23 protein-coding genes and 1 pseudogene are annotated in these 25,337 nt (G+C 69.8%); 18 read left to right on the forward strand and 6 right to left on the reverse strand.

Annotated features, from left to right (window positions below):
* Positions 1-3 precede the first annotated feature (3 nt).
* From ruvB to AMYNI_RS46020, 8 genes are all read left to right on the forward strand, one after another.
* On the forward strand, positions 4-1,095 hold the full coding sequence (gene ruvB / locus AMYNI_RS46015; protein ID WP_020672599.1) for a Holliday junction branch migration DNA helicase RuvB: 1,092 nt from the start codon (positions 4-6) through the stop codon (positions 1,093-1,095).
* Between the two features lie 166 nt (positions 1,096-1,261).
* Positions 1,262-1,684, forward strand: coding sequence for a preprotein translocase subunit YajC (gene yajC, locus AMYNI_RS0134130; protein ID WP_020672600.1), 423 nt, complete (start codon positions 1,262-1,264; stop codon positions 1,682-1,684).
* A 170-nt stretch (positions 1,685-1,854) separates the two neighbouring features.
* Positions 1,855-3,546 carry a protein translocase subunit SecD gene (secD, locus tag AMYNI_RS0134135; protein ID WP_020672601.1) on the forward strand — a complete coding sequence of 564 codons (1,692 nt, stop codon included), beginning with the start codon at positions 1,855-1,857 and terminating at the stop codon, positions 3,544-3,546.
* Position 3,547: 1 nt separating this feature from the next.
* Entirely contained in the window at positions 3,548-4,792 is a 1,245-nt protein-coding gene (gene secF, locus AMYNI_RS0134140) for a protein translocase subunit SecF (protein ID WP_020672602.1), read from the forward strand.
* Between the two features lie 30 nt (positions 4,793-4,822).
* Complete coding sequence (locus AMYNI_RS0134145) at positions 4,823-5,341, forward strand: adenine phosphoribosyltransferase (protein ID WP_020672603.1); 519 nt, start codon at positions 4,823-4,825, stop codon at positions 5,339-5,341.
* A 112-nt stretch (positions 5,342-5,453) separates the two neighbouring features.
* On the forward strand, positions 5,454-7,808 hold the full coding sequence (locus AMYNI_RS0134150) for a RelA/SpoT family protein (protein WP_026361283.1): 2,355 nt from the start codon (positions 5,454-5,456) through the stop codon (positions 7,806-7,808).
* Between the two features lie 47 nt (positions 7,809-7,855).
* A complete protein-coding gene (locus AMYNI_RS0134155; protein WP_020672605.1) occupies positions 7,856-8,635 on the forward strand; it encodes an enoyl-CoA hydratase/isomerase family protein in 780 nt (259 codons plus the stop codon).
* Positions 8,632-9,555, forward strand: a complete 924-nt coding sequence (locus tag AMYNI_RS46020) for a ribokinase (protein WP_020672606.1) — start codon at positions 8,632-8,634, stop codon at positions 9,553-9,555. The genes AMYNI_RS0134155 and AMYNI_RS46020 overlap by 4 nt, the downstream gene beginning before the upstream one ends.
* Here AMYNI_RS46020 and AMYNI_RS0134165 read toward each other — a convergent pair.
* On the reverse strand, positions 9,552-10,358 hold the full coding sequence (locus AMYNI_RS0134165) for an aminotransferase class IV family protein (RefSeq protein WP_245574074.1): 807 nt from the start codon (positions 10,356-10,358) through the stop codon (positions 9,552-9,554). The genes AMYNI_RS46020 and AMYNI_RS0134165 overlap by 4 nt on opposite strands.
* A gap of 13 nt (positions 10,359-10,371) precedes the next feature.
* Entirely contained in the window at positions 10,372-11,223 is an 852-nt protein-coding gene (locus AMYNI_RS50605) for a peptidylprolyl isomerase (protein WP_020672608.1), read from the reverse strand.
* A gap of 167 nt (positions 11,224-11,390) precedes the next feature.
* On the opposite strand from AMYNI_RS50605, the gene AMYNI_RS0134175 reads away from it, so the two are divergent.
* Both AMYNI_RS0134175 and AMYNI_RS0134180 read left to right on the forward strand, forming a co-directional pair.
* A complete protein-coding gene (locus AMYNI_RS0134175; protein WP_040407612.1) occupies positions 11,391-12,080 on the forward strand; it encodes an MBL fold metallo-hydrolase in 690 nt (229 codons plus the stop codon).
* On the forward strand, positions 12,077-12,733 hold the full coding sequence (locus tag AMYNI_RS0134180; protein WP_020672610.1) for a hypothetical protein: 657 nt from the start codon (positions 12,077-12,079) through the stop codon (positions 12,731-12,733). The genes AMYNI_RS0134175 and AMYNI_RS0134180 overlap by 4 nt, the downstream gene beginning before the upstream one ends.
* On the opposite strand, the gene AMYNI_RS0134185 is transcribed toward AMYNI_RS0134180, so the two are convergent.
* Positions 12,705-13,016 carry a hypothetical protein gene (locus AMYNI_RS0134185; protein WP_020672611.1) on the reverse strand — a complete coding sequence of 104 codons (312 nt, stop codon included), beginning with the start codon at positions 13,014-13,016 and terminating at the stop codon, positions 12,705-12,707. The two genes, AMYNI_RS0134180 and AMYNI_RS0134185, sit on opposite strands and share 29 nt — an antisense overlap.
* 89 nt (positions 13,017-13,105) lie before the next feature.
* Complete coding sequence (locus AMYNI_RS0134190; protein WP_084628537.1) at positions 13,106-14,752, reverse strand: YibE/F family protein; 1,647 nt, start codon at positions 14,750-14,752, stop codon at positions 13,106-13,108.
* 91 nt (positions 14,753-14,843) lie between these two features.
* Between AMYNI_RS0134190 and AMYNI_RS50835 the strand changes: the two are divergent.
* The 3 genes and pseudogenes from AMYNI_RS50835 to AMYNI_RS0134200 all read left to right on the forward strand — a co-directional run.
* Positions 14,844-15,152 (forward strand): annotated as a pseudogene (locus AMYNI_RS50835) (helix-turn-helix domain-containing protein); the annotation flags it as partial.
* Between the two features lie 125 nt (positions 15,153-15,277).
* On the forward strand, positions 15,278-15,691 hold the full coding sequence (locus AMYNI_RS50840) for a Scr1 family TA system antitoxin-like transcriptional regulator (RefSeq protein WP_425387921.1): 414 nt from the start codon (positions 15,278-15,280) through the stop codon (positions 15,689-15,691).
* Positions 15,669-15,848 carry a DUF397 domain-containing protein gene (locus tag AMYNI_RS0134200; protein WP_051116603.1) on the forward strand — a complete coding sequence of 60 codons (180 nt, stop codon included), beginning with the start codon at positions 15,669-15,671 and terminating at the stop codon, positions 15,846-15,848. Before AMYNI_RS50840 ends, AMYNI_RS0134200 begins: the two co-directional genes overlap by 23 nt.
* On the opposite strand, the gene AMYNI_RS0134205 is transcribed toward AMYNI_RS0134200, so the two are convergent.
* Both AMYNI_RS0134205 and AMYNI_RS0134210 read right to left on the reverse strand, forming a co-directional pair.
* Complete coding sequence (locus AMYNI_RS0134205; protein ID WP_020672615.1) at positions 15,841-16,965, reverse strand: epoxide hydrolase family protein; 1,125 nt, start codon at positions 16,963-16,965, stop codon at positions 15,841-15,843. The genes AMYNI_RS0134200 and AMYNI_RS0134205 overlap by 8 nt on opposite strands.
* Before the next feature lie 59 nt (positions 16,966-17,024).
* Entirely contained in the window at positions 17,025-19,121 is a 2,097-nt protein-coding gene (locus AMYNI_RS0134210; protein WP_157357559.1) for a hypothetical protein, read from the reverse strand.
* Positions 19,122-19,251: 130 nt separating this feature from the next.
* Here AMYNI_RS0134210 and AMYNI_RS0134215 point away from each other — a divergent pair, with 130 nt between their 5' ends.
* The 5 genes from AMYNI_RS0134215 (at position 19,252) to AMYNI_RS46025 (ending at position 25,329) form a co-directional block, all read left to right on the forward strand.
* On the forward strand, positions 19,252-20,055 hold the full coding sequence (locus AMYNI_RS0134215) for an IclR family transcriptional regulator (protein WP_020672617.1): 804 nt from the start codon (positions 19,252-19,254) through the stop codon (positions 20,053-20,055).
* A 156-nt stretch (positions 20,056-20,211) separates the two neighbouring features.
* A complete protein-coding gene (locus AMYNI_RS0134220; protein ID WP_020672618.1) occupies positions 20,212-21,795 on the forward strand; it encodes an ABC transporter substrate-binding protein in 1,584 nt (527 codons plus the stop codon).
* 11 nt (positions 21,796-21,806) lie between these two features.
* Positions 21,807-22,769: an ABC transporter permease gene (locus AMYNI_RS0134225; RefSeq protein ID WP_020672619.1), complete on the forward strand. Its 963-nt coding sequence runs from the start codon at positions 21,807-21,809 to the stop codon at positions 22,767-22,769.
* On the forward strand, positions 22,766-23,671 hold the full coding sequence (locus tag AMYNI_RS0134230) for an ABC transporter permease (protein ID WP_020672620.1): 906 nt from the start codon (positions 22,766-22,768) through the stop codon (positions 23,669-23,671). Before AMYNI_RS0134225 ends, AMYNI_RS0134230 begins: the two co-directional genes overlap by 4 nt.
* Positions 23,668-25,329: an ABC transporter ATP-binding protein gene (locus tag AMYNI_RS46025; protein WP_020672621.1), complete on the forward strand. Its 1,662-nt coding sequence runs from the start codon at positions 23,668-23,670 to the stop codon at positions 25,327-25,329. The genes AMYNI_RS0134230 and AMYNI_RS46025 overlap by 4 nt, the downstream gene beginning before the upstream one ends.
* Positions 25,330-25,337: the final 8 nt, after the last annotated feature.

Below are 25,337 nucleotides of genomic sequence, written 5' to 3' on the forward strand. Positions count from 1 at the left end.
TACATGACCGAGTTCGAGCCGGACCCGGCCGCAGTCGAGGCCGAAGCGTTGTCCGCACTGGCCCAGACCGGTGAGCGCGAGGTCGAGACCACGCTGCGCCCGCGCCGGCTGGCCGAGTTCGTCGGCCAGCCCAGGGTGCGCGAGCAGCTCGAACTGGTGCTGGAAAGCGCCCGGCGACGCGGGGTGCCGCCGGACCACGTGCTGCTCTCCGGCCCGCCCGGCCTCGGCAAGACCAGCCTGGCGATGATCGTCGCGGCCGAGCTGGACGCGGCCATCCGGATCACCTCCGGTCCCGCCCTGGAACGCGCGGGCGACCTGGCCGCGATGCTGTCCAACCTGGCCGAGGGCGACGTGCTGTTCATCGACGAGATCCACCGGATCGCCCGTCCCGCCGAGGAGATGCTCTATCTCGCGATGGAGGACTTCCGGGTGGACGTGGTGGTCGGCAAGGGCCCCGGCGCGACCAGCATCCCGCTGGAGATCGCGCCGTTCACCCTGGTCGGCGCCACCACCAGGTCCGGTGCGCTGACCGGCCCGCTGCGGGACCGGTTCGGCTTCACCGGGCAGATGGAGTTCTACGCGGAGGACGAGCTGGACCAGGTGGTGCGGCGCGCCGCCGGCATCCTCGGCATCGGGGTCGACGACGACGGCGCCGCCGAGATCGCCCGCCGTTCCCGTGGCACGCCCCGGATCGCGAACCGGTTGCTGCGCCGGGTGCGGGACTACGCCGAGGTACGCGCGGACGGGCGGATCACGCTGCCGGTCACCCGGCAGGCGCTGGAGGTCTACGACGTGGACGAGCTCGGCCTCGACCGGCTGGACCGCGCGGTGCTGACCGCGCTGGTCCGCTCGTTCGGCGGCGGTCCGGTGGGTGTTTCCACACTGGCCGTCGCGGTCGGGGAGGAACCCACTACGGTGGAGGAGGTGTGTGAGCCTTACCTGGTGCGGGCGGGTATGCTCGCGCGCACTCCACGGGGCCGGGTGGCCACGGCAGCCGCGTGGCAGCATGTCGGACTCCAGCCGCCGGCCGGGTCGGCTGGGAGCTTCGCCGAGCAAGGACGACTTGACCAGGCCGCCCCGGGGCTGTTCGACTGAAGTACTGCCGCCTCACCGGTAAGGGAGTGGTTCGGCGGGGCAGCTTGGTGAAACACCGGTGCCGGCGTGCTCAGTGGCACCTGGCACACTCGAAAGAGCAACCCAGAACAAATCGGACGTTTCGGCGGCCAGCGGTGCCGGTCGGAGTCCGTCGAATTGGAGAATCATGGAACAGCTTTTGCTGCCGCTGCTGCTCATGGCCGTCGTGGCGATCCCGCTGGTGATGGGTACCCGCAAGCAGAAGCGGGCCGCGGCCGAACAGCAGCAGCTGCAGGCCGGACTGACCGAGGGCGACCGGGTGATGACCACCTCCGGCCTCTACGGCACGGTTGCCGACACCAGCAACGAGACCACCATCGACATCGAGATCGCGCCCGGTGTGGTGACCACCTGGCTGCGCCAGGCCGTCCGGGAGAAGGTCAACCCGGTCGTGGACGAGGACGAGTCCGACTCCACCGAGCTGACCGGTGAGCACGAGTCGATCACCGACTCCGACACCTCCACCGTCGAGGTCGCCGAGGACAAGAAGGACGACGCCGACAAGCAGGGTGCGCAGGTGGCGCCGCCGCTGGAGCACGGCAAGAAGTAGGTCCGACGCCGGTAGCCCGCGCCCGCGGAGCCCGTCGGGCGGGGCCAACGCCGTGTTCACGCAGCACCGAGTAGTGTCTCGGTGCTGCGTGCGTGTTCGGCGTCATACCGTCGTGCGCGGACGCGTACCCCCACCATCGAGGCTCATCCACTTCGAGGAGAACGACCACCGTGGCACCACCGGCCCGGCAGATCCGCCCCGGACGCTATCTCGCCTTCTTTGTCCTCATCGTGGTCGTGCTCTACGGGCTGGTGCTGTTCACCGGCGACCGTCAGCCGACCCCGCGGCTGGGCATCGACCTCCAGGGGGGCACCCGGGTCACGCTGACCGCGCGAACCCCGGACGGCGGCGAACCGTCTCGTGAGTCGCTCGAACAGGCGCGCCAGATCATCGACACCCGGGTGAACGGGATCGGGGTCAGCGGGACCAAGGTGGTGCTGGACGGCACCAACGTCGTCATCACCGTGCCGGGGGAGCAGGGTGACCAGGCGAAGAACCTGGGCCGGACGGCGAAGCTGAACTTCCGCAAGGTGGTCCAGGTGGTGCCGAACACCCCGGCCCCGCCGCCGCAGACCGGCGAGCCCGCCCCGCCGTCGCAGGCGCCGCCGCCCGGTGGTGGCGGTGGAGCCGGTGCGGCCCCGCAGCAGCAGCCCGCGCCCCCGCCGACCGACGACGGTTCGGTGGACGAAGACACCGCGAAGCTGATCCAGGAGGCCAGGTCGGTCCGCCAGGACCCGCGGCTGGTGCCCGCCGACCCGAACGACCAGGCCGCGGCGGCCGCCGCGCAGCAGCTGCAGCAGCAGGTGCTCACCTCGATGCCCTGTGCGGTCGGGGTGAACGACCCGCTGGTCGGCAACGACGACCCGAACCTCCCGCTGGCGACCTGCGACGAGAAGGGCACCGAGAAGTACATCCTCGCGCCGTCCTTCCTGCCGGGCACCGAGATCGCGGACGCGCAGTCCTCCCCGCCGGGCCCGCAGAAGCCGGGCTGGACGGTGGCGCTGCAGTTCAAGTCCGAGGGCGCGCGCATCTGGGGTGACTTCACCTCCAAGAACGTGAATCAGCAGGCGGCATTCGTGCTGGACACCCAGGTGGTCTCCGCCCCCCGGATCAACCAGGCGATCCTGGACGGCAACACCGAGATCAGCGGTCAGTTCACCCAGACCGAGACGAAGAGCCTGGCCGACATCCTGAAGTACGGTTCGCTGCCGCTGTCCTTCGAGTCCTCGGACGCGAAGACGGTGTCCGCGACACTGGGCCTCGCTTCGCTGGAGGCCGGGCTGATCGCCGGTGGCATCGGGCTGCTGCTGGTGTTCGTCTACTGCTTGATCTACTACCGGCTGCTCGGCGTGCTGACCATCCTGTCGCTCGGGTTGTCCGCGCTCGTGGTGTACGCGGTGCTGGTGCTGCTCGGCCGCTGGATGGGCTACACCCTCGACCTCGCGGGGGTCGCCGGGTTCATCATCGCGATCGGTATCACCGCGGACTCGTTCGTGGTGTTCTTCGAACGGCTCAAGGACGAGATACGCGAGGGCAGAACCTTCCGGTCCGCGGTGCCGCGAGGCTGGATCAGGGCCAGGCGCACGATCCTGGCCTCGGACGCGGTCATGTTCATCGCGGCTGCCGTGCTGTACGCGATCGCCGTCGGCGAGGTGCAGGGCTTCGCGTTCACCCTCGGCATGTCCACGGTGCTGGACCTGGTCGTGGTCTTCCTGGTGACCCACCCGCTGGTCGCGCTGGCGGCGAGGTCGAAGACCCTGTCGAACCCGAAGTTCCTCGGCCTCGGCGCGGTGCAGGAGCTGAGTTCACAGCGCAAGGCCGCTGCCAAGGCCGCCGGCCGCACGAGCCCGAAGGAGGCGTGACGTGGCCGAGCAGAACGGGACCAACGGGGACGCCGGTGCGGCTTCCGCCGCGACCCAGTCCGAGAAAGAAGCCAAGGGCAGCATCTTCCACCGGCTCTACGTCGGCACGGGTGCGTTCGACATCGTCGGCAAGCGCAAGCGCTGGTACATCTTCTTCTCCGCGCTGGTGCTGATCTGCATCCTGTCGATGGGCATCAGGGGCTTCAACCTCGGCATCGAGTTCGAGGGCGGCACCCAGATCAGCCTGCCGGCGGTGAGCGCGCAGGGCGAGATCAACGAGGAGCGGGCGAAGGACGTCTTCTCCGACTCGCTCGGCAAAGAGGTCACGGAAGCCCAGAAGGTCGGTACCGGTGCTTCGGCCGCCATCCAGCTCCGCTCCGAGACCTTGGACGCGGCGCAGGTCAGCAAGGTGAAGAAGGCGCTGTTCGACCAGCTGCAGCCGCTCGGCGCGAACGGCCAGCCCAGCGCGCAGGTGATCAGCGACAGCGCGGTCAGCGCCTCCTGGGGCGGTGAGATCTCGGAGAAGGCGCTGATCGCACTCGGCGTGTTCATGGTGCTGGTGACGATCTTCCTCGCGCTCTACTTCGAGCGCTGGATGGCGGTGGCCGCACTCATCTCGCTGGTGCACGACATCGTGGTGACCGCGGGCATCTACTCGCTGGTCGGCTTCGAGGTCACGCCGGCGACGGTGATCGGCCTGCTGACCATTCTCGGGTTCTCGCTCTACGACACGGTGGTGGTGTTCGACAAGGTCAAGGAGAACAGTCGTGGCCTGCTCGGGCTGACAAGGCGGACCTACGCCGAGACCGCGAACCTGGCGCTCAACCAGACCCTGATGCGCTCGATCAACACCTCGGTGATCGCGCTGCTGCCGGTGCTGGGGCTGCTGGTGATCGGCTACATCCTGCTCGGCGCCGGCACCCTGCAGGACCTGGCGCTGGTGCAGCTGGCCGGCATGCTGACCGGTGTGCTGTCCTCGGTGCTGCTGGCCACTCCGCTGCTGGTCGACTTCAAGATGCGCGACCCGAAGTACAAGCAGCAGGCGGAGCGGGTGGCCGCGCGGCGGGCCAACCTGGCGCGGAAGGCAGCCGACCGGGAGTCCGAATTGGACGTCAACGACGACGAGGCGCTGGATTCCGAGCTGCGCAAGGAAAAGGCGTACGCGGCGGCGGCCAGCGTGCCGACCAGGACGCCCAAGGCGGCGCAGCGGCGCGGCAGGCCGTCCGGCAAACGCGGCAAGCGCTGACCGCGGGCCCGTTTCGTGCACACTGACCGGATGCGGTTGTCGGACGCGCTCGGCCTGATCACCGAGGTGCCGGATTTCCCGGAGCCGGGCGTGCTGTTCCGCGACCTCTCGCCGCTGTTCGCCAGCGCCGACGGGTTCGCCGCGGTGGTCGACGCGCTCGCCGCCGGGCTCGACCCCGAGGTGGACCTGCTGGCCGCGGTGGAGGCGAGGGGCTTCCTGCTCGCCGCCGCGGTCGGCTACGCCAAGGGGCTCGGTGTGGTGCTGGTGCGCAAGCCAGGCAAGCTGCCCGCGGTGGCCGGCCGGGTCGACTACCGGCTGGAGTACGGCACCGCGACGCTGGAGCTGCCGGCCGGTGTGGTCGGCGCGGGCAGCCGGGTGCTGGTGCTGGACGACGTGCTCGCCACCGGCGGCACCCTGCGCGCGGCCTGCGAGCTGCTGGAGAACGCGGGGGCCGCGGTGGCCGGGATCTCGGTCGTCCTCGAGCTGGCGGCCCTCCCTGGCAGGGCCGCGCTCGCCGGGCGCGAAATCCACTCGCTGCTGAGCGTCTGACCCCCGCCGGAGGAGCAGGTCGACACGGCTACAAAGGGCGTGGTCCACGGAAGCCGCCGGTAGCGAGCTAGGCTGGACGTTCTAGGAGCCGCGCGACCAGTTGGAGGTGCGGGTGAGCCAGGAGCTCCATCCGGTGGTGCCCGCCACGGAGAACGGCGGTCAGCCGGTGCCGGCGGGCAAGCCGGCGCCGTCCCAGGGGGCGACCAAGGCGCCGTCCGCCACCCGGCGGGTCAGGGCGCGCCTGGCCAGGCGAATCACCGCGCAGCGCCCGGCCGCGGTCAAGCAGGTGCTCGAACCGCTCGCCGCGGTGCACCGGGAGCTGCATCCCAACGCCGACCTCACCCTGCTCCAGCACGCCTACGACGTGGCCGAGGAGCTGCACCGCGAGCAGCGGCGCAAGTCCGGCGACCCGTACATCACCCACCCGCTCGCGGTGGCCACCATCCTGGCCGAGCTGGGCATGGACACCATCACGTTGGTCGCCGCCCTGCTGCACGACACCGTGGAGGACACCGGCTACTCGCTGGAGCGGCTCAGCACGGACTTCGGCGAGAAGGTCGGCCAGCTGGTCGACGGCGTGACCAAACTGGACAAGGTCAAGCTCGGCCCGACCGCGGAGGCGGAGACCATCCGCAAGATGGTCATCGCGATGGCCCGCGACCCGCGGGTGCTGGTGATCAAGCTCGCGGACCGGCTGCACAACATGCGCACCATGCGCTTCCTGCCGCCGGAGAAGCAGGCGCGCAAGGCCAAGGAGACCCTCGAGGTGCTGGCCCCGCTGGCGCACCGGCTGGGCATGGCCACGGTCAAGTGGGAGCTGGAGGACCTGGCCTTCGCCATCCTGCAGCCCAAGAAGTACGACGAGATCGTCCGGCTGGTCGCCGACCGGGCGCCGTCCAGGGACATCTACCTGCGCCAGGTGATCGGCGAGCTGTCCACCCAGCTGATCGGCTCCAGGGTGACCGCCAAGGTCGAAGGCAGGCCGAAGCACTACTACTCGATCCACCAGAAGATGATCGTCCGCGGCCGGGACCTGGACGACATCCATGACCTGGTCGGCGTCCGGATCCTGGTGGAGGACGTGCGCGACTGCTACGCCGCGATGGGCGTGGTGCACGCGCTCTGGCAGCCGATGCCCGGCCGGTTCAAGGACTACATCGCCCAGCCCCGGTTCGGCGTCTACCAGTCGCTGCACACCACCGTGATCGGGCCGGACGGCAAGCCGCTCGAGGTGCAGATCCGCACCTACGAGATGCACCGCACCGCGGAGTACGGCATCGCGGCGCACTGGCGGTACAAGGAAAGCCGGGGCACCCACGGCAACAATCCGGCCAACGCGGTGGACGTGGACGAGATGGCCTGGATGCGCCAGCTGCTCGACTGGCAGCGGGAGGCCGCCGACCCCGGCGAGTTCCTCGACTCGCTGCGCTACGAGCTGGCCACCCGCGAGATCTTCGTGTTCACCCCCAAGGGCGACGTGGTCACCCTGCCCGCCGGTGCCACCCCGGTGGACTTCGCCTACGCGGTGCACACCGAGGTGGGGCACCGCTGCATCGGCGCCAGGGTGAACGGCAGGCTGGTCGCGCTGGAGCGCAAGCTGGAAAACGGTGAGGTCGTCGAGATCTTCACCTCGAAGGCGGAGGGTGCCGGCCCGAGCCGGGACTGGTTGTCCTTCGCCGGTTCACCGAAGGCACGCGCCAAGATCCGCCAGTGGTTCGCCAAGGAACGCCGCGACGAGGCCATCGAGATCGGCAAGGAGTCGATCACCAAGGAGGTCCGCAAGGTCGGGCTGCCCATGCAGCGCCTGATCTCCGCGGAGTCCATGGGCGCGCTGGCCGCCGAGCTCCGGCACGGCGACATCAGTTCGTTGTACGCGGCCGTCGGTGAAGGCCACACCAGCGCCAAGCACGTGGTGCAGCGGCTGGTCGCACTGATCGGCGGGGTGGAGGAGGCCGAGGAGGAGCTGGCCGAGCGGTCCACCCCGTCCACGGTCACCCGCCGGCGCGGTTCGAACGACGTCGGCGTCATCGTCAAGGGCGCCAGCGACGTCTGGGCCAAGCTGGCGCGGTGCTGCACCCCGGTGCCCGGCGACGAGATCCTCGGTTTCGTGACCCGCGGCGGCGGCGTGAGCGTGCACCGCACCGACTGCACGAACGCGGACGACCTGCGGGCCCAGCCCGAACGGCTGGTCGAGGTGGAGTGGGCGCCGTCGGAGACCTCGGTGTTCCTGGTTGCCATCCAGGTGGAGGCGCTGGACCGGCACCGGCTGCTGTCCGACGTGACCAAGGTGCTCGCGGACGAGAAGGTGAACATCCTGTCCGCCTCGGTCACCACCTCGCGCGACCGGGTGGCGGTGAGCAGGTTCTCGTTCGAGATGGGCGATCCGAAACATCTCGGGCATGTGCTCAAGGTGGTGCGCGGGGTCGAGGGCGTCTACGACGTCTACCGGGTCACCTCGGCGTCCTGAGTCACCTCGACGTCGCCACGGCCCGGATTTCTCGTAGGGTGCCAAGCATGATCGAAGGGCTCGAGTTCGACCGTGACGGCGATGTCGCCAGGCTGACCTTCGCCAGGCCGGAGAAGAAGAACGCGATCGCGCACGGGATGTGGTCGGCGATCCCGTCGATCGTGGCCGACGTGGAACAGGACCGGTCGGTGAAGGTGCTGGTGCTGACCGGCGCCGGCGCGGACTTCTCGGCCGGTGCGGACATCAGCGAGTTCGGCGCGCTGCGGTCTTCGGCCGAAGGTGCCGCGGTCTACGACAAGGCGGTGGAGGCCGCGGTGCGCGCGCTGAGCGGGATGCGCAAGCCGACCATCGCGCTGATCCGCGGCAACTGCATCGGCGGCGGCTGCCAGGTCTCGGTGGCCTGCGACTTCCGGTTTGCCGAGCAGGGCGCCCGGTTCGGCATCACCCCGGCCAAGCTCGGCATCGTCTACGACTTCCGGTCCACCCAGCAGCTGGTGTCGCTGGTCGGTCCGGCGCACGCCAGGTACTTCCTGCTCTCCGGCGAGCTGATCGACGCGCCGAGGGCACGCGAGATCGGGCTGGTCAACGAGGTGTTCCCGAGCGGGGAGCTGGAGTCTTCGGCGCTGGCGTTCGTGCGCACCCTGTGCTCGCGTTCGCAGGCGTCGGTCCGCGGGATGAACCGGATCATCGAGAAGATCGTTTCCGGTCAGCTGGAGAGCGACGCCGAGGTGGACGAGATCCGGCTCGCCGCCTTGCACGGCGAGGACTACGCGGAGGGCGTGTCGGCCTTTCTCGAGCGGCGTGCGCCGAAGTTCGGGTACCGGTGACAGCGCGCCGGACCGTGCTGGTCGTGGGCAGCACGATGGTCGACATGATCACCTACCTGGACCGGCCACCCGCCGCCGGGGAGACCGTGGCAGGCCGGGAGTTCCAGCTCGGGTTCGGCGGCAAGGGCGCCAACCAGGCGGTGATGGCCAGGCTGCTCGGCGCCGAAGTGCTGATGGTCAACCGGATCGGCGACGACGTGTTCGGCGAGATGACCATGGCCAACTTCCGCGCGCACGGGATCGGCACCGAGCACGTCACCACGGTGGCGAACTGCAGCAGCGGGGTGGCGCCGATCCAGGTGGAGCCGGACGGCACCAACCGAATCGTGGTGGTGCCGGGTGCGAACGAGCGGATGACCGCGGAGCAGGCACGGGCCGCGGTGGCTGGGACGCCGCGGCTGGGATTGGTGCTCGGGCAGTTCGAGATCCCGCAGGCGGTGACCGCGGCCGCCTTCCGCGCCGCGCGCGACCGAGGAGCGACCACCGTGCTGAACCCGGCTCCGGCGGCCGCGGTCGACCCGGAGCTGCTGGCGGTCACCGACTGGATGGTGCCGAACGAGACGGAGTTCCTGGAGATCGCCGGTGTGCCAGGGCCGATCGGTGACGAGGCCATTGCGGGCCTGGCGGCGCGGTTGGGCGTCCGGTTGGCCGTGACGCTGGGGGAGCGGGGCGTCGCGCTGCTGGGCGCGGACGGCGTGGTGACCAGGATCGAGCCACCGCCGGCCGAGGCGCGGGACACCACCGGCGCCGGGGACGCGTTCGTCGGTGCCTTCGGCTACGGCCTGGCGTCCGGAATGGACGAGGTGGCTGCCGCCAGGCTCGGCTGTGCCTGCGCTTCCGCGAGCGTGCGGCATCCCGGCACCCAGAAGTCCTTCCCCACCGGCCAGTCGCTCGCCGACGCCCGATCCTGGGCCGGCTAGATCCGGTCCCAGGGAAGGGAGTCGTAGGCGTCGCGCACGATGGCGAGGTGGGCGGGGTCCAGTTTCAGCGGCACGTCGTCCACCGACGCGATGGGCTGGCCGACGGTCGCCGAGTTGGTCACGAAGGTGGTGTCGAACCCCGCCAGATCGGACAGCCGCACCTCCCGGGATTCCACCGGAACTCCCTTGGCCCGCAAGCCTTTCCGCAGCAGCTGAAGGCTGATCCCGGGCAGCGCGGGCGCGTCCGGGAAGACCACCGTGCCGCCGTCGAAGAAGCCGACGTTCCAGACGCTGCCCTCGGTGATCCGGCCACGGGCGTCCACGAACAGCGCGTCGTCGAAGCCGGCGAGCCTGGCCTCCCGGATGTGGTGGATCAGCCCGAACGTGCCCACGTGCTTCACCTCGGGCAGCACGCGCTCGTACTCGGCCGACCGCACCCGGAGCGGGGTGCTCGCGGGCTCGCTCGGCTCGTCCACCGAGACCAGCACGTCGGGCGCGGCCGGTTGCGCGGGATCGGCGCGGTCCATCGTGCCGGAGAAGATGTTCACCCGCACCGAAAACGCCCCGTACTCGCCGACCGCATGCCGCAGGTGCGCCCGCACCAGCTCTGGATCCAGCTCGGAGCCGAACAGCGCGGTGGTGCTCCGCCGCAGCCGCGTCAGGTGCTCGGCCAGCCCGCGGACCCGGCCGTCGCGCACCTGCATCGCGGTGAAGTGCCCGTAGTTCGACAGGGCCGGGCGCACCAGATCCTCCGCGGTGGCCGCCCGGCCGTTCAGCTCGACCTTGGTCAAAATCCTGGTCAAACCGCTGTCAAACCTAGGCGTCCACGGTGACCGCGGTGAACTTCACCGGGGTCTTCGGTTTGCCGGTGCCGTCCTGGCTGCCCGCGGCGGCCGCCGGGTCGACGCCGTCCCTTGCCACCTTGTCCAGCACTTGCAGCCCAGCGTCGGAGATGCTGCCGAACACCGTGTAGTTCGGCTCCAGCTGGGCGTCGCCGTAGACCATGAAGAACTGGCTGCCGTTGGTGTTCGGGCCCGCGTTGGCCATCGCGAGCAGGCCGCGGCCGTACTTCAGCTCGGGGAACACCTCGTCGTTGAAGCTGTAGCCGGGGCCGCCGGAGCCGGTGCCCTGCGGGTCACCGCACTGCAGCATCTGCAGGCCTTCGGTGCCGAGCCGGTGGCATTCGGTGTCGGTGTAGAAGCCCTGCTGCGCCAGGCTGATGAAGTTGTTCACCGTGCACGGGGCGAGCGCGCGGTTCAGCGTCATCGGGATGTCGCCGGCGGTGCTCTTGATCGTCACGTTCACCGTGCCGGTGGCCGGCGTCGGCCCGGCCGGCGGGGTGTTCACCGGCTTCGCTGCGGGCTCGTCCGGTTTCGCCGGATACTCGCAGGTCGTCGGGTTCGCCACCGCCTCGGGGCGCTTGGGCTCCTCGGCGCGTTGGGTCGGGATCTGCACCGGCGGTGGCTCGGGGGTGTTGGTGGGCGCGGCGGCCGCGTCCTCTCCGCTGCGGGTCGCGAAGAACACCACCACGCCGGCGATCACCACCACGGCACCCACGGTGACACCAACGCCGATGATCTTGCGGCGCTTCGCTCGTTCGGCCCTGCGCACAAGCTGTCGTTCGAGCTTGCGCTTCGCGGCCTCGCGGCGTTGCTGGTTGGTCGCCACCTGCCCTCCAGGATTCCACTCGACGTCACTGAACCGGGTGGCGGCAGTCTATGGGCACAGCCTGTGAGAACCCCGTACAGGGGCGGATAGGGTGGGTCGCACGTGCGCCCGGGACGCTCGCCGCGCCGGTGGGGGCGGGGTTCACGCAGAGGCGGAGGTGGGTGTTCGTGCTCGTCGTCGGGTTTCCGGCCGGCACATTCCAGGCGAACTGTTACCTGCTCGCGACCGGCAGGGACCGGCCGTGCGTGGTCGTGGATCCAGGGGAGGACGCGGCCGGGCCGATCGAGGACGCGCTGCGCGAGCACGGGCTGAGCCCGGTCGGCGTGCTGGCCACGCACGGGCATTTCGACCACGTGTTCTCCGCGGCGGAGGTGGCCGACGCGCATCGGGTTCCGCTGTGGATCCACCCGGACGACCGGATCCTGCTGACCGATCCCTTCCACGGGCTTCGTCCCGGCCTCGCCGCCGCGCTCGGCACCCCACCGGAGATGACCGAGCCCGCCGAGGTGGCCGAGCTCGGCGCCGGCCGGCTCGACCTGGCCGGACTGACGATCACCGTGCACCACACCCCGGGGCACACCCCCGGATCGATGATCTTCCGGCTGGACACCGAGGAGGGCGGCAGGCTGGCGCTCACCGGCGACACGCTGCTCGCCGGCACGGTCGGCCGGACCAACCTGCCGGGCGGCAGTGCGGCCGAGCTGGACCATTCCCTGCGGACCTCGGTGCTCACCTGGCCCGACGAGACGGTGGTGCTGCCGGGACACGGGGCGTCCACCACCATCGGCAAGGAACGGGCGCAGAACCCGTACCTGCGGAAGCTGGCCGGCGCGGTGCAGAGCGGACGTCCGGCATGAACGAGACACCGGAGCAGGCGAAGGAGCCGGACCGGATCCCGCTGTTCCAGGAGGACCCCGCGCTGCGCCGCCGCCGGGGCTACTCCGGGCTCGCCGGGGTGGTGCTGTTCGCGGCCGCGTTCGGCGGGATCGCCGGGCTGATCGGCGGACAGATCGCCGGGCTGGTGGTGGCGGCACTGGTCGCGCTGCCGCTGGGCTACGTGGTCCTGTTCAACCTCCGCCGCAGGCTGTGGCTGGAAGGCGGGGAGGTACTGGTCCGGACCTGGCGCACGCGCCGGGTGGACCTGGTCGCAGCCGAGCGGCTCGACCTGCTGGTCACCGACGTGCGCGGCAACCGCGGGGTCGGGCTGCTGGTCAACGCCGGGCAGCGCGGCAAGACGGTGAAGATCGACCTCGCCGTCTACGCCGGCACCGGCGGCCGCGAGCTCGGCATTCTGGCCCTGCGCCGGCTGGCCAACGCGCTGATGAACAACACCGACGCCAACGGCATGGTGTTCGCGGAACTGCTGGTCGCCCAGCTCCGCGCGGAGGCGCGCGGCGAAGGCGTGTCGGAACGGCCGCTCCACCGGCTGGCTTCGGCGGCGCCCAGTGGCAAGCTCGCGCAGCGCTTCACGATGGAGGCGGTCAGCCGTTTCGTCGCGACGCTGGAGTGACCGCGGCGGCCTTCTTCTTCGTGCTGCTCTTCCCGTTCTTCGCCGGGCTGGTGGCGGTCAGCCGCTGTTCGATCGAGTCCAGCTGCTCGCGCACGGCTTCGAGCTGGTAGACCACTTCGGGTAGCTCCTCCGCGGCGAAGGTGGCCAGTCGTTCCACGTGCTTGACCGCGTCGCGGAGTTCCTCCAGCGCGTCCGCGATCCGGGGAATGCCTTCGGCGGCGTTGACGGCCACCCGCGCGAGCCCCAGCGCACGCCGGGGAAGCGCCAGTACGAGATCGAGCATGACCCTCCAACCTTGGCCGGTTGCCGGGTCTTCGTACCCCACCGAGACGCCCGCCGGAGCGCCGGGGGTCGCCGGTGTGACGGGTGTGATCAGGAGTTTTTCTTGGGACTGCTGGGGTTCTTGAGTTCGTCCACACCCTCGCGGCTGGCGATCAGCGCGGCCAGCACGGTGGTCACCGGCACGGCGGCCACGATGCCAACGCTGCCGGCCAGCGTCCGGACGATCTCCTGCGCGATGTCCTGCGAGCCGAGCACGCTGCCGAGGCCGACTCCGGAGATCGCGGACACCAGCAGCACCGGCAGCGCGGCCCCGGCGTAGGCCATCACCAGCGTGTTCACCGCCGAGCCGACGTGGTCGCGGCCGATCCGCAGCCCGGCCGCGTACAGCTCGCGCCAGGACAGCGACGGGTTGGCGCGGCGCAGCTCCCACACCGCGCTGGTCTGGGTGACCGTGATGTCGTCGAGCACACCCAGCGCGCCGATCACCACTCCCGCCAGCAGCAGCCCGCGCGCGTCGATGCCGTGCCCGAGCGAGCCGATCAGCGAGGCGGTGGAGTCGTCCAGCCCGGTCAGCGACGATGCCGCGGAGAACAGCACGGACAGCAGCCCGATCAGGGCGAGACTGGCCAGTGTGCCGAGCACCGCGACCGACGTCCGCGCGGACAGCCCGTGGGTCAGGTACAGCGCGATGAACATGATCAGCCCCGCGCCGGCGATGGCCACCAGCAGCGGGTTCTCCCCGGCCAGTATCGCGGGCAGCACGAACAGCGCGAGCACCACGAAGCTCAACGCCAGCGCGACCAGCGCGGCGACCCCCTGCCAGCGGCCGAGCACGATCACCGCGAGCGCGAACAGCCCGGCCAGCAGCAGCAGCGGCAGCCCGCGCTGGAAGTCCTTGAGCACGTAGGAGGACGGGTCGGCGACGTCGCCGCCGTTGTAGGCGAGCACCACCTGGTCGCCCGCGGTGAACCTCGGCGTGCTCGGCTCGATCGGCACGATCAGCCGCACCGTGCGCCCGCTCGCCGGGCCGTCGGTCATCCGGACGTCGGTGCTGAGGCAGGGCTTGTCCCCCGGCTGGGTCCCGTCCGGCTGGTCACCGACCCGGACCTGGCCCGCGGCAAGGCACGGGCCGGTGGCGACCGCGGTGATGTCCGCCTGCACCGGCGTGCCGCCCGACGCCACGGACTCCGGCAGCGACTTGCCCCAGGGGTAGAGCAGCAGCACCCCGGCCACGGTGGCCAGCGCGATCGGCGCCAGCAGCCAGATCAGCAGCAGCCGGACCTGCCGGGACGCCGGTGCGGCCGGTCCGTGGCCGTGGCCGTGCCCATGTCCCTGTTGTCCCTGTCCGTGGCCGGTTGCAGCTGGCTCGGGCGGTTCGGCCCGGCGTCGCCCGGTCCTTGCCGCCGGTTTCGCCGGTTCCCGCCGGGTCTTTCGCGGCGCTTCCGAATCTGCCCCGGTCGATCCGGCCGTCCCGGCCGATCCGGCAGGTCGAGCAGGGGGAGCCGCCCGGCGCGGGGGCCGCTCGGCTGCCTTGTCCGCGGGCTGCTCGGCTGCCTTGCGCGCCGGCTGCCCGGCCGGCCGGCGCCGCCGCGGCGGACCGTCCGCGTCAGGGGCACCGGCCGCACCGGGCTCTCGGCGCGGCCTGGCCCTGCGCTCACCCGGCGGCGGTGTGCCGTGCTCACCCGGCACCCGGCGGATCGGGCCGGTGTCGTCATCGGCGAAGTCGTCACGAGGCACCGGGCCATCCTGCACAGCACCGGCGCGGCCCGCTTGGCCGGGGGCTTACCTGACCAGCCGGAAGAAGCCCGGGCTGTTCGAAAGCGGCGAAATGTCCTTCTCGGTCCAGTTCGCGTGCCATCCCCTGTCAGCCGTGGCAAGGACTTATCGTTCCGGTGATTCGGCCGTGTGGTTGGCGTCGCGGACGGCAACGCGCAAGAGCGAATCCTCGGTGCGTTCCCGCGAGCTGGGTGCCGAACTGGTACGCATCCGAGAAAGGGCCGGACTGACCGGTGACGCGCTGGCGAAGATCCTGCACTGGTCCCCGAGTAAGGTTTCCCGCATCGAGAGCGGCAAACCTGGCACCCATGAGGTGGATGTCGCCATATATGCGGCGAGTTGTGGCTTGAAGTACGGCGAACTCGAAGAGCTGCTCGCCATGGCGCGAGAAGCCGATACCGGTTACTGGATCCGCCCGCACGAAGACCGGTTGCCCGAGGAGATGCGGAGGACTACGCTCGCGCGCTTTTCGAGTGGGATGGGCGCGTGGCCGAGGCCGAAGTCGACCGGCGAATCCGCATACGAATGGGCCGTCAGTCCTTGCTGCGCCATCGGTTCCCACCTCGATGCGTCTTCTTCGTCCATGAGCACGCACTTCGTGGGTGGGCGGGTGCGGCGAAGGTCATCAACGAGCAACTGCTGAAATTGATCTTCTTCAGCGATCGACCGGAATGTTTGGTCCGCGTCGTCCCGGTTTCGGCTGGTCCTGCCGGTGTGCCGCGGCTACACGACAAGTTTGGTCTTGGAGAAGCCCGCGGACATCGCGACCCATCGTGTGGCACTGGCGAAGCTCGACCAGATAGCGCTGGATGGGGGACAATCGCGCGACTGGCTTGCCGCACTGGCAAGCTCGTACGACTGAGTGAGGATGGCGCAGATGGGCGACCTGGTGTGGCGTAAGAGCAGCTACAGCGGCACTGAGGACGACACCAGCAACTGCGTCGAAGTCGCCTTCACCTGTTCCGCCACTCTCCTGCGGGACTCCAAGCAGCCCACTGCCGGTTGCCTGGAGCTGCGTGACGCCACTTGGCGTGCCTTCGTTGGCGCGCTTACCTGACCAGCCGGAAGAAGCCGCGTAGCTGTTCGACGAAGGAGCCGGGCTGTTCGAAAGCGGCGAAATGCCCGCCTCGGTCCAGTTCTTCGTGCCAGCGGAGGTCGGTGAACCGCCGCTCGGCCCAGCGGCGGGACGGGCGGATGGTCTCTTTCGGGTAGATCGAGATCCCGGACGGCACCGAGATCTCGGCCGCGTCCCGTGTATTGGTCTCCCAGTACAGGCGCGCCGAGGAAGCGGCGCTGGCGGTGAACCAGTAGACCGAGATGTCGTCGAGCATCTCGTCCCTGGTCAGCGCGCTCTCCGGGCGGCCGTCGTGGTCGGTCCAGGCCCAGAACTTCTCCGCGATCCAGGCGCACTGCCCGGCGGGCGAGTCGGTGAGTCCGTAGCCGAGGGTCTGCGGGCGGGTGCGTTGCTGCTGGTAGTAGCCGCTGCCGGTGGTGCGGTGGTGGTCGAGGTCGGCCAGCGCCTTTCGTTCGGTGGGGGTGGGGTCGTCGAAGGTGGTGTCGTCGAGGCCGACCATGGCCATGTTCAGGTGGATGCCTGCCAGCGACTCCGGGTGCTGGCTGGCGAGCGCCGTGGTGACGATGGCACCCCAGTCGCCGCCCTGCGCGCCGTAGCGGGAGTAGCCAAGCCGGGTCATCAGCTCGGCGAAGGCGCGGGCGATCCGCGGTGTGTCCCAGCCGGGTGCGGACGGTTTGTCGCTCCAGCCGAACCCTGGCAGCGACGGCGCCACCACGTGGAAGGCGTCGGCCGGGTCGCCGCCGTGCGCCCCGGGGTCGGTGAGCGGGCCGAGCACCTTGAGGAACTCGACCACCGAACCGGGCCAGCCGTGCGTGAGCAGCAGCGGCAGCGCGTCCGGCTCGGGGGAGCGGACGTGCAGGAAGTGGATGCCGAGCCCGTCGAGCTCGGTGCGGAACTGGGGGAACGCGTTGACCCGGTCGGCGAAACCGAAGTCGTAGCCGTCCGCCCAGTACCGGCACAGCTCCCGGACGTAGCCCAGCGGGACACCCTGCGACCAGTCGTCCACGGTCTCCGGTTCCGGCCAGCGGGTGGCGGCCAGCCGGCGGCGCAGGTCGTCGATCTCGGCCTGGCCGACGTGTGCCCGGAACGGTTCGATCATGTTCGCACTCCTTCGTGAGTGGAAAGTGTTGCCGGAACAACACTTTCCACTCACGAGTGTCAGCGGGCGATCTTGATGCTGGCCTGGAGGGCGGGGTCGTTGGACGCGAACGTCCAGCCGTCCCTGCTCTCGAAGCCGGGGTTGCGCACGGTGAAACCGACCGAGTCGATGTTGTCCACCCCGGCGTCGATGCCGAGGTCGGCGGTGGGGTTGAGCACGCACAGCTGGAAGGACAGCGTCACGCTGCTCTTGCCCCGCACGAAGTCCCCGATGTCGATCGGGCCCTGCGCCGACTCGCCGTTCATCCAGGTGTTCTCCCACCAGTCGCCGACGTCGTGGTGGTAGACCTGGTTGCCGTCCACCAGCAGCCGCTTGGCCAGCTTGTTCCAGGCGAAGCCGGTCTTGGCGTACTGGTCGTAGTCCCAGAACGAGATCTCGTACCGGGCCGAGGACGGGTCCACCTTGACCACCTGGCTGGCCGTGGCGCAGCCGCCCTCCCTGGTCGGCGTCCGCTCCGGCGCGGTCAGGCTCAGCCTGCCGTTGCCGTACATCGCGTAGTTGTCGCTGCGGAAACCGCTGGTCGGCCGCTCCGGCGGGAACGGCCGGTTGACGAACTGCTCGCCGCGCAGCGAGGTGGCCACCGCGTCGCGGATCCGGGCCGGCCGGTCCGTGGCGTACAGGTCGATCGACGGCAGCAGCTCGTGGTTGTTCGAGCTGACCGTCCAGCCGTCCGGCGACTCGAACCCGCCGTTGAGCAGGGAGAGTCCTTCGCCGCTCACGTCGTCGAAGCCGATGTCCAGCGGGTAGTCGCCGACGCCACGGCGGTCGAGCACGCGGAGCGCGATCGTGGCGGAACGTTTGCCGCGCAGTGCCTCGGTGAGATCGACGGCGCGCCGCTGGTAGGTGTGCCCGCCGCCGTCGGCGATGTCGGACTCCCAGGCCACCGCACCGTCCACGAGCACCTGTTTGATGTGGTATCCCGCGCCGTCGAGGTTGCCGTAGTAGCCGTCGAAGTCGTAGAAGGTCAGGATCTTCTTCCGCGCCCGCGGGTCCACCGTCACCCGTTGCTCGGCCTGCGCGTAGTCACCGGCCCTGGTGCCGACGAACGAGGCCAGCGAGACGTTGAACCGGCCGATCCCGTGCGCTGCCCGGTTGTCCCCGGTGATGGTCGGCTTGTCCGCCAGCGGCAGGCCGTAGGCGAGCACGCCGAGGAGCCGGTTGGCCCGCACGTACGGCAGCGCGTTCTCGATCGTCTTCGCCGCGTAGTCCTCGGTGGGCGGCAGCGCGGCGTCCAGGAACCGGCCGCTGTAGAGCAGGAAGAGCACCCCCAGCCCGCGTGGTTCGGTCTGTTTCAGAATGTTGTCCACATTGGACGCGACCGCGGACGGGTCCTGGGTGTTGTTGTTCCAGCCGAGGTAGGGGTAGACGATGCCGTCGATGTACTTGCCGAACCGTTCGTAGAAGCCGGAGTTGATGGCCTCCCAGTAGTACAGCGTGGTGTAGAAGCCGAGCTTGGGGTTGATCTCGTCCTGGGTGTCCACCATCCGCTGCATGTACTCCGGGGTGAACAGCTGCGGGTTCTGCCCGTTCAGGAAGTCGTCGATGGCCCAGGCGACCACGTTCGGGTACTGCAGGGACAGCTTGGCGATCTCCTTGGCCCAGGTGATGAAGTCCAGTTTGTACGGCCGTGAGCAGCGGCCGCTCTGGTGCGGCACCGGACTGTCGAAGCACTCCGACGGCGGTACCAGGTAGACCCAGATCTTGATCCCGGCCCTGGCGGCCGCCGGCGCGAACTCGAGGCGCAGGTCGTCCCAGTCCACTGGGGAGTCCCAGATGTCGAAGACGTAGGTGTTCAGTCCGACCTGTTTCAGCTTCTCGACCAGGGCGGGGGTGTCGGTGTGCCGGTAGCCGTCCGCGCGCGGGTTTGCTTCGCGGACCTCGGGATAGACGGTGTTCCCGCCGGCCTTCGCGGCCTTGACGCCGTCCGGGGGGAGTACGGACTGCCTGATCTCAGACAGCGGGGCGTCCTTGACCCGGTCGTTCACCGGGGGTGGCTGGTCCTGCGCCGAGGCGGCTGGGGCGGTGGCCGCGAGTGCGGCCGCGACACAGGTGCTAGTGATCAGCGAGACAAGTGCTCTCCAGTGGGGACCCCTCATAGTATTCTCCGTATATCGAAGATGATTACGAGTAGCTGAAAAATAAGATGATCCCTGGTGAACAGCCGTTGCGGCAAGGTCCGTTGCGGTGACGACGGCGTTTTGTGGGAAGAGAGCAAGAGTGAGCGAGATGCAGGCGCAGAAGGACGGCCCGGGGTTCCGCGAGGCGCCGGCGCGGCCGCCCTCTCCGGCGGTCGACCGGGCGCTGACCGTGCTGGAAAAGCTGGTGGCGGCCTCCGACGGGCTCACCCTCACCGCGCTCGCCAGGACCACCGCGATCCCGCTGGCCACCTGCGCCTCCATCGTCTACACGCTGGAGCAACGCGGTTACGCCACCCGCCGGGTGGTCGGGCGCAGCCACTTCTGGCGGGCCACCATGCGCCTCTACGACCTGGCCGCGCCGCTGATCAGGCAGGACGATCTGTCCGAAGTGGCCCAGCCGCAGCTGCGGGCGCTGGCCGACGAGCTGCGGATGCCCGCGCACGTCGGCGTGCTCGACGGCGCGTCGGTGGTCTACGTGGCCAAGGCCGCGACGCCGGGGTTCATCCAGTTCGACACCTACCCCGGCAAGGTCTCGCCGTTCAACCTGACCGCGCTGGGCAGGGCGATCGCGGCCTACCTGCCGGACGCCGAGCTGGAGCCGCTGCTCGGTCAGCTCTCCGCCGGCGCCGGGCCGAAAGCGAAGCGGCCGTCGGTGCGCGCGTTCCGGGCCCAGCTCGCCAAGGTCAGGCAGGCTGGCTACGCGCTGGAGGACGAGGAGGAGCAGGCCGACATCGCCTGCGTCGCGGCTCCTTTCTTCGACGCCGAGGGCAGGGTGAACGGCTCGGTGGGGGTCACCGGGTTCGCCCGCGACCTGGCCGGGCGCAAGCTCGCCAGCGCGGCTGAACTCGTTGTGCGGCAAGGGAAGGAGATCTCCGCGAAGCTGGGCTTCTGACCAGGGTGGAATATGGTGCCGTTTTGGGACGCGGCAACCCTTGCCGCCGAACGAGGGACGGTTCTAACATCTTCAGGCTGAAGAAGTTATTTTCGAAATGACGATAGGTCGGGATCGGCGCAGCGGTCCGGAGCCAACGGGAGGTTCGGCGTGGGGATGCGGCGAAGGGGGCTGACCGCGCTCTGCGGTTCGGCCGTCCTGATCATGCTGGCCAGTGCCTGCAGCAGCGGAGACAGCGGGGACTCAGACGGGCCGGAGGTCCAGCCCTCCGCGCAGAGCGGCCAGGGCCCGGTCAAGGACGGCGGCACGCTGGTCTACGGGCAGACCGTCGGGGTCAGCCAGCTGGACCCGAACAAGATCGCCAGCGCCGCGCAGAGCCAGCTGCAGACCCTGCTGTGGAGCGGGTTGACCACCTGGGGCCCGGACAACACCACGAAGCCGGACCTGGCCGCGTCCTGGGAGCACTCGCCGGACTTCAAGCAGTGGACCTTCAAGCTGCGGCCTGGGGTGAAGTACCACGACGGCAAGGCGTTCACCGCGGCCGAGGCCAAGAAGAACTTCGACAAGGTGCTCGAGCCGAACTCGACCGCGCAGGTGGCCACCAAGATCTCGATGGTCTCCTCGGTCACCGCCAAGGACGACACCACGCTGGTGCTCGACCTCGAGACGCCAAAGCCGGAGCTGCCCACCGCGGTGATCGACGTCAAGATGACCGACGTGGACGACCTGGCCAACGTGAACCAGAAGGCCAACGGCACCGGACCGTACAAGCTCAAGTCCTTCGTCCCGGACCAGACCGTCGAGCTGGTCCGCAACGACACCTACTTCGGCGCGAAGCCGCATTTCGACGCGGTGAACATCGCCAGGTTCGCGGACGCCACCGCGGCGCAGACGGCGCTGCGCTCCGGTGACATCCAGGTGATGGGCGCGGTCGCCCCGGACGCGGTGAAGAACCTGGCCACCGACGGCAGGCAGCTGCTCACCGCGGCCGAGCCGGCCGCCTTCGCGGTCTGGGAGCTGGACACCACCTCGGCCCCGTTCAACAATCCGAAGGCGCGGCAGGCGCTCTCCTACGCGGCGAACCGGCAGGCGATGATGGATGCCGGCTACGCGGGCTACGGGCTGCCGATTCCGGGGAACGTGGTGGTGAACCCGAAGAACAAGTACTACGACCAGGCGCTGCCCCCGCAGGAGTACAACCTGGACCGGGCCAAGCAGCTGTTCGCCGAAGCCGGGGTCACCGAAGGCAGCACGCTGACCTTCTGGACCAAGGCCGGCAGCGATCCGGAGTGGACCACGATCGGCCAGATCCTCCAGGAGGACCTGAAGAAGATCGGGATCAACCTGGACATCCAGAGCAACGAGAACAGCACCTGGACCGCGAAGTTCTACCCCAAGGGCAAGCCCTACCCGAACATGGTGATCCCGAACTACATCTCCTTCGCGCCGATGCCGGACGCATACGCGTTGAGCTGGTTCGCCGGGGAGAAGGGCACCTGCGAGTGCAACTGGGTGGCGCCGGCGGAGTACAACGACGCGGTGGCGGCCATCGAGTCCAAGGGCGACGGCCCGGAACGCGACGCCGCGTTCAAGACCGCCCAGCAGGTGCTCAACCGCGAGAACCCGATCATCGTGCTCGGCAGCACCGCGTTCCTGTCCGTGGCGCAGGCGAACGTGCGGGGGGCGTGGGTGCAGGCGGAAGGGACCCTGCACCTGGAGGAGGCCGGGTTCGCGGCCTAGGAAGGGTGGGCATGGCCTGGTATGTGCTGCGGCGCCTCGGCGCCAGCGTGCTGATGCTCGTGCTGGTGTCGATGCTGATCTTCGTGGTGCTGCGGCTGCTGCCCGGCGACCCGACGGTCACCAAGGTCGGGCAGGCGCAGGGCATCGATCCGGCGGCGCTGCTCCAGCTGCGCACCGAGCTGGGGCTGGAGGACCCGATCCCGGTGCAGTACTGGAACTGGATCGCCGGGGTGTTCTCCGGTGACCTCGGCCGCTCCTACTTCAGCCAGTTCGACGTGGACGTGCTGATCGGCCAGCGGTTCGGGCCGACGGTGGAGCTCTCGCTGGCCGCGCTGGTGCTCGCGGTGCTGCTGGCGCTGGTGCTTTCGGTGCTGCCGACGGTGCTGCGCAGCAAGTGGCTGGCCAGGTTCGTCGGCGGGTACACCACGCTCGGCATGGCGTCGCCGCCGTTCGTGTTCGGCATCGTGCTGATCGCGATCTTCACGGTGAAGCTGGGCGTCCTGGACAACGAGACCTACGTCGCGCCGTCCGAGGATCTGCTCGGCAACCTGCGGGCTTTGCTGCTGCCCGCGCTGACCCTCGGCATCTGCCTGTCCGCACCGTTGATCAGGTACCTGCGCGCCTCGCTCACCGACATGGAACTGGCGCAGCACGTGCGCACCGCGACCGGCAAGGGGATCAGCCGCCGTGCCGTGGTGCTGCGGCACATCCTGCCGAACGCGCTGCTGCCCGCGCTGACCTCGCTCGGCATCACGGTGGGCCAGGTGCTCAGCGGGGCGGTGGTGGTGGAGTACGTGTTCCGCTGGCCGGGGCTCGGCTCGCTGATCGTGGACTCGGTGTACAAGCGGGACTACGCGGTCATCCAGAGCACGGTGCTGTTGCTGGCCGCCGTTTTCGTTCTGGTGAACCTGGTGGTGGACATCCTCTACGGGGTGCTCGATCCGCGGCTGCGGGTGGGGAAGGTGACGGCATGACGGCACTGGACCCCGGAGCCGGTGCGCCGCTCGGCGATCCGGCGGGGGAACCGCGGCGGGACGCGCGGGAGGCGGCGGGGCCCGGCCTGCTGCGCCGGTTCCTCGGCCGGCCGCCGGCCGTGATCGCGCTGGTGGTGCTCGGTGTTTTCGTGGTGCTGGCGGCGATCCAGCCGTTCGCGCTGGCCTCACCGACCAAGATCAACGCGCGGGACAAGTTCGCCGCGCCGAGTTTCGCGCACCCGTTCGGCACCGACGAGCTCGGTCGCGACCTGCTGTCCAGGGTGGCGCAGGCCGGGCAGATCTCGCTCGGTTTCGCGGCCGGTGCGACGGTGATCGCGATGCTGGTCGGGGTCACCTGGGGGATGCTCGCGGCGGCGCGGTCCGGCTGGCTGGACGAGGTGCTGATGCGGATCGCGGAGGCCGCGCTGGCCATCCCGACCATCCTGTTCGCGCTGGTGTTCGTGGCCGCCTTCGGCTCGGACGTGGTCGCGATGGCGGTGGTGGCGGGCCTGCTGATGTCGCCGCTGACCGCCAGGATCGCGCGCTCCGCGGTGCTGGCCGAGCTGCAGTCGGAGTACGTGCACGGCCTGGACGCGGTCGGGGTCTCGCGGGTCCGGATCCTGTTCACCGAGGTGCTGCCCAACGCGGTGCCCGCGCTGCTGGCGCAGGCTTCGCTGAACGTGGCCATCTCGCTGATGCTGGAGGCCACGCTGAGCTTCGTCGGACTCGGCATCCAGCCGCCGGACGCGTCCTGGGGCACCCTGCTCAAGGTCGGCTACGACAAGCTGTACGAGTCGATCTGGTACCCGCTGATCCCGGCGCTGCTGATCATCGCCGCGATCGGCGCGCTGAACACGATCGGCGACCAGCTCCAGCGGGTGCTGCACCGGAGCGGCTCATGAACGAGTCCGAAGTGCTGCGGCTGGAGGACCTCGGCATCGGGGTGCGCGTCTCCGGCGGGATGCGGCCGCTGGTGCACGACGTGAGCCTGACCCTGCGCGCCGGGGAGCGGACCGCGCTGGTCGGCGAGTCCGGCAGCGGTAAGACCATGGTGTCGCTGTCGGTGATGCGGCTGAACCCGGAGCCCACCGCGATCACCGCCGGCAAGGTGCTGCTGAACGGCACCGAGCTGGCGCTGGCGAGCGAGCGCGAGATGGAACGGGTGCGGGGTGGGCGGATCGCGATGATCTACCAGGACCCGCTGTCCTCGCTCAACCCGGTCCGCACCATCGGCAACCAGCTGGTGGAGGCGATCCGCGCGCACCAGGACATCTCGCCGAAGGACGCCGCGGACCGCGCGGTGGAGCTGCTGGCCGAGGTCGGCGTGCCGGAGCCGGCGAAGCGGGTGCGCGACTACCCGCACCAGTTCTCCGGCGGGATGCGGCAGCGGGTGATGATCGCGATGGCCATCTCCTGCTCGCCGGACGTGCTGATCGCGGACGAGCCGACCACCGCGCTGGACGTGACCACCCAGGCGATGATCCTGCGGCTGCTGGACGACCTTGCCGACCAGCGCGGGATGGCCGTCCTGTTCATCACCCACGACCTGGCCGTGGCATCGGTGTTCTGCCAGCGCATCCACGTGATGCGCGAGGGCAGGGTGGTGGAGTCCGGGCTGCTGCGGGAGGTGCTTTCCGCGCCGGACCACGAGTACACCCGCGAGCTGCTGGACTCGGTGGTGACCCTGGATCTCGACCCGTCCCGGCCGATGCGAACCCGCGGCGCCCCGGTCACGACGTCCCCTGTGTCCATTTCGGACAGTGCAGAGGCTGTGGGGGACGCCGAGCCGGGCGAGGTGGTCGTCGAGGCGGAGCATCTGGTGCGCAGGTTCGGCACCGGGGTGATCGCGGTGAACGACGTCTCGCTGTCCATCCGCCGCGGGGAGACCTTCGGGCTGGTCGGCGAGTCCGGCTCCGGCAAGTCCACGCTCAGCCAGCTGCTGCTCGGCCTGGACAAGCCCAGCTCCGGGGTGGTCCGGTATCAGGGCACCGAGCTGTCCGCGCTGAGCCGCGGCGAGCTGCGCAAGCGGCGCCGGGACATGCAGGTGGTGCTGCAGGACCCGATCGGCTCGCTGAACCGGCGCAAAACGGTGGAGCAGATCGTCGGGCTGCCGCTCGCCGTGCACGAAGGAACGTCCAAAAAGGACCGCCGGGCCAGGGTGCTGGAGCTGCTGGATCTTGTCGGCCTGCCCGAGTCCTTCCTCGGCCGCTACCCCCGCGAGCTTTCCGGCGGGCAGTGCCAGCGGGTGAACATCGCGCGCGCGATCGCGCTGGAGCCGTCCTTCCTGGTGCTGGACGAGGCGGTGTCCGCGGTGGACGTGGTGATCCAGGCGCAGATCCTGAACCTGCTGCGCGACCTGCAGACCAGGCTGGGGCTGACCTGCCTGTTCGTCTCGCACGATCTCGCCGTGGTGCGCTACATGGCACCCCGGCTGGCGGTGATGTACCAGGGGCGGATCGTGGAGAGCGGCGGGCGCGACGAGATCTTCGGGAACCCGCGGCACGAGTACACCAGGACCCTGATCGCGGCCATCCCGGCACTGGAGGTGGCGTCCGGATGAACGGAAGC

The sequence above is a fragment of the Amycolatopsis nigrescens CSC17Ta-90 genome (assembly GCF_000384315.1).
GTDB classification, from domain to species: domain Bacteria; phylum Actinomycetota; class Actinomycetes; order Mycobacteriales; family Pseudonocardiaceae; genus Amycolatopsis; species Amycolatopsis nigrescens.

What these genes read in the sequence shown, in the direction of transcription:
- ruvB (WP_020672599.1), top strand. Translation starts at nt 4, where the DNA reads ATGACCGAGTTCGAGCCGGACCCGGCCGCAGTCGAGGCCGAAGCGTTG.
- yajC (WP_020672600.1), top strand. Translation starts at nt 1,262, where the DNA reads ATGGAACAGCTTTTGCTGCCGCTGCTGCTCATGGCCGTCGTGGCGATC.
- AMYNI_RS0134145 (WP_020672603.1), top strand. Translation starts at nt 4,823, where the DNA reads ATGCGGTTGTCGGACGCGCTCGGCCTGATCACCGAGGTGCCGGATTTC.
- AMYNI_RS0134155 (WP_020672605.1), top strand. Translation starts at nt 7,856, where the DNA reads ATGATCGAAGGGCTCGAGTTCGACCGTGACGGCGATGTCGCCAGGCTG.
- AMYNI_RS0134180 (WP_020672610.1), top strand. Translation starts at nt 12,077, where the DNA reads ATGAACGAGACACCGGAGCAGGCGAAGGAGCCGGACCGGATCCCGCTG.
- AMYNI_RS0134185 (WP_020672611.1), bottom strand. Translation starts at nt 13,016, where the DNA reads ATGCTCGATCTCGTACTGGCGCTTCCCCGGCGTGCGCTGGGGCTCGCG.
- AMYNI_RS0134200 (WP_051116603.1), top strand. Translation starts at nt 15,669, where the DNA reads ATGGGCGACCTGGTGTGGCGTAAGAGCAGCTACAGCGGCACTGAGGAC.
- AMYNI_RS0134205 (WP_020672615.1), bottom strand. Translation starts at nt 16,965, where the DNA reads ATGATCGAACCGTTCCGGGCACACGTCGGCCAGGCCGAGATCGACGAC.
- AMYNI_RS0134210 (WP_157357559.1), bottom strand. Translation starts at nt 19,121, where the DNA reads ATGAGGGGTCCCCACTGGAGAGCACTTGTCTCGCTGATCACTAGCACC.
- AMYNI_RS0134215 (WP_020672617.1), top strand. Translation starts at nt 19,252, where the DNA reads ATGCAGGCGCAGAAGGACGGCCCGGGGTTCCGCGAGGCGCCGGCGCGG.
- AMYNI_RS0134220 (WP_020672618.1), top strand. Translation starts at nt 20,212, where the DNA reads ATGCGGCGAAGGGGGCTGACCGCGCTCTGCGGTTCGGCCGTCCTGATC.
- AMYNI_RS0134225 (WP_020672619.1), top strand. Translation starts at nt 21,807, where the DNA reads ATGGCCTGGTATGTGCTGCGGCGCCTCGGCGCCAGCGTGCTGATGCTC.
- AMYNI_RS0134230 (WP_020672620.1), top strand. Translation starts at nt 22,766, where the DNA reads ATGACGGCACTGGACCCCGGAGCCGGTGCGCCGCTCGGCGATCCGGCG.
- AMYNI_RS46025 (WP_020672621.1), top strand. Translation starts at nt 23,668, where the DNA reads ATGAACGAGTCCGAAGTGCTGCGGCTGGAGGACCTCGGCATCGGGGTG.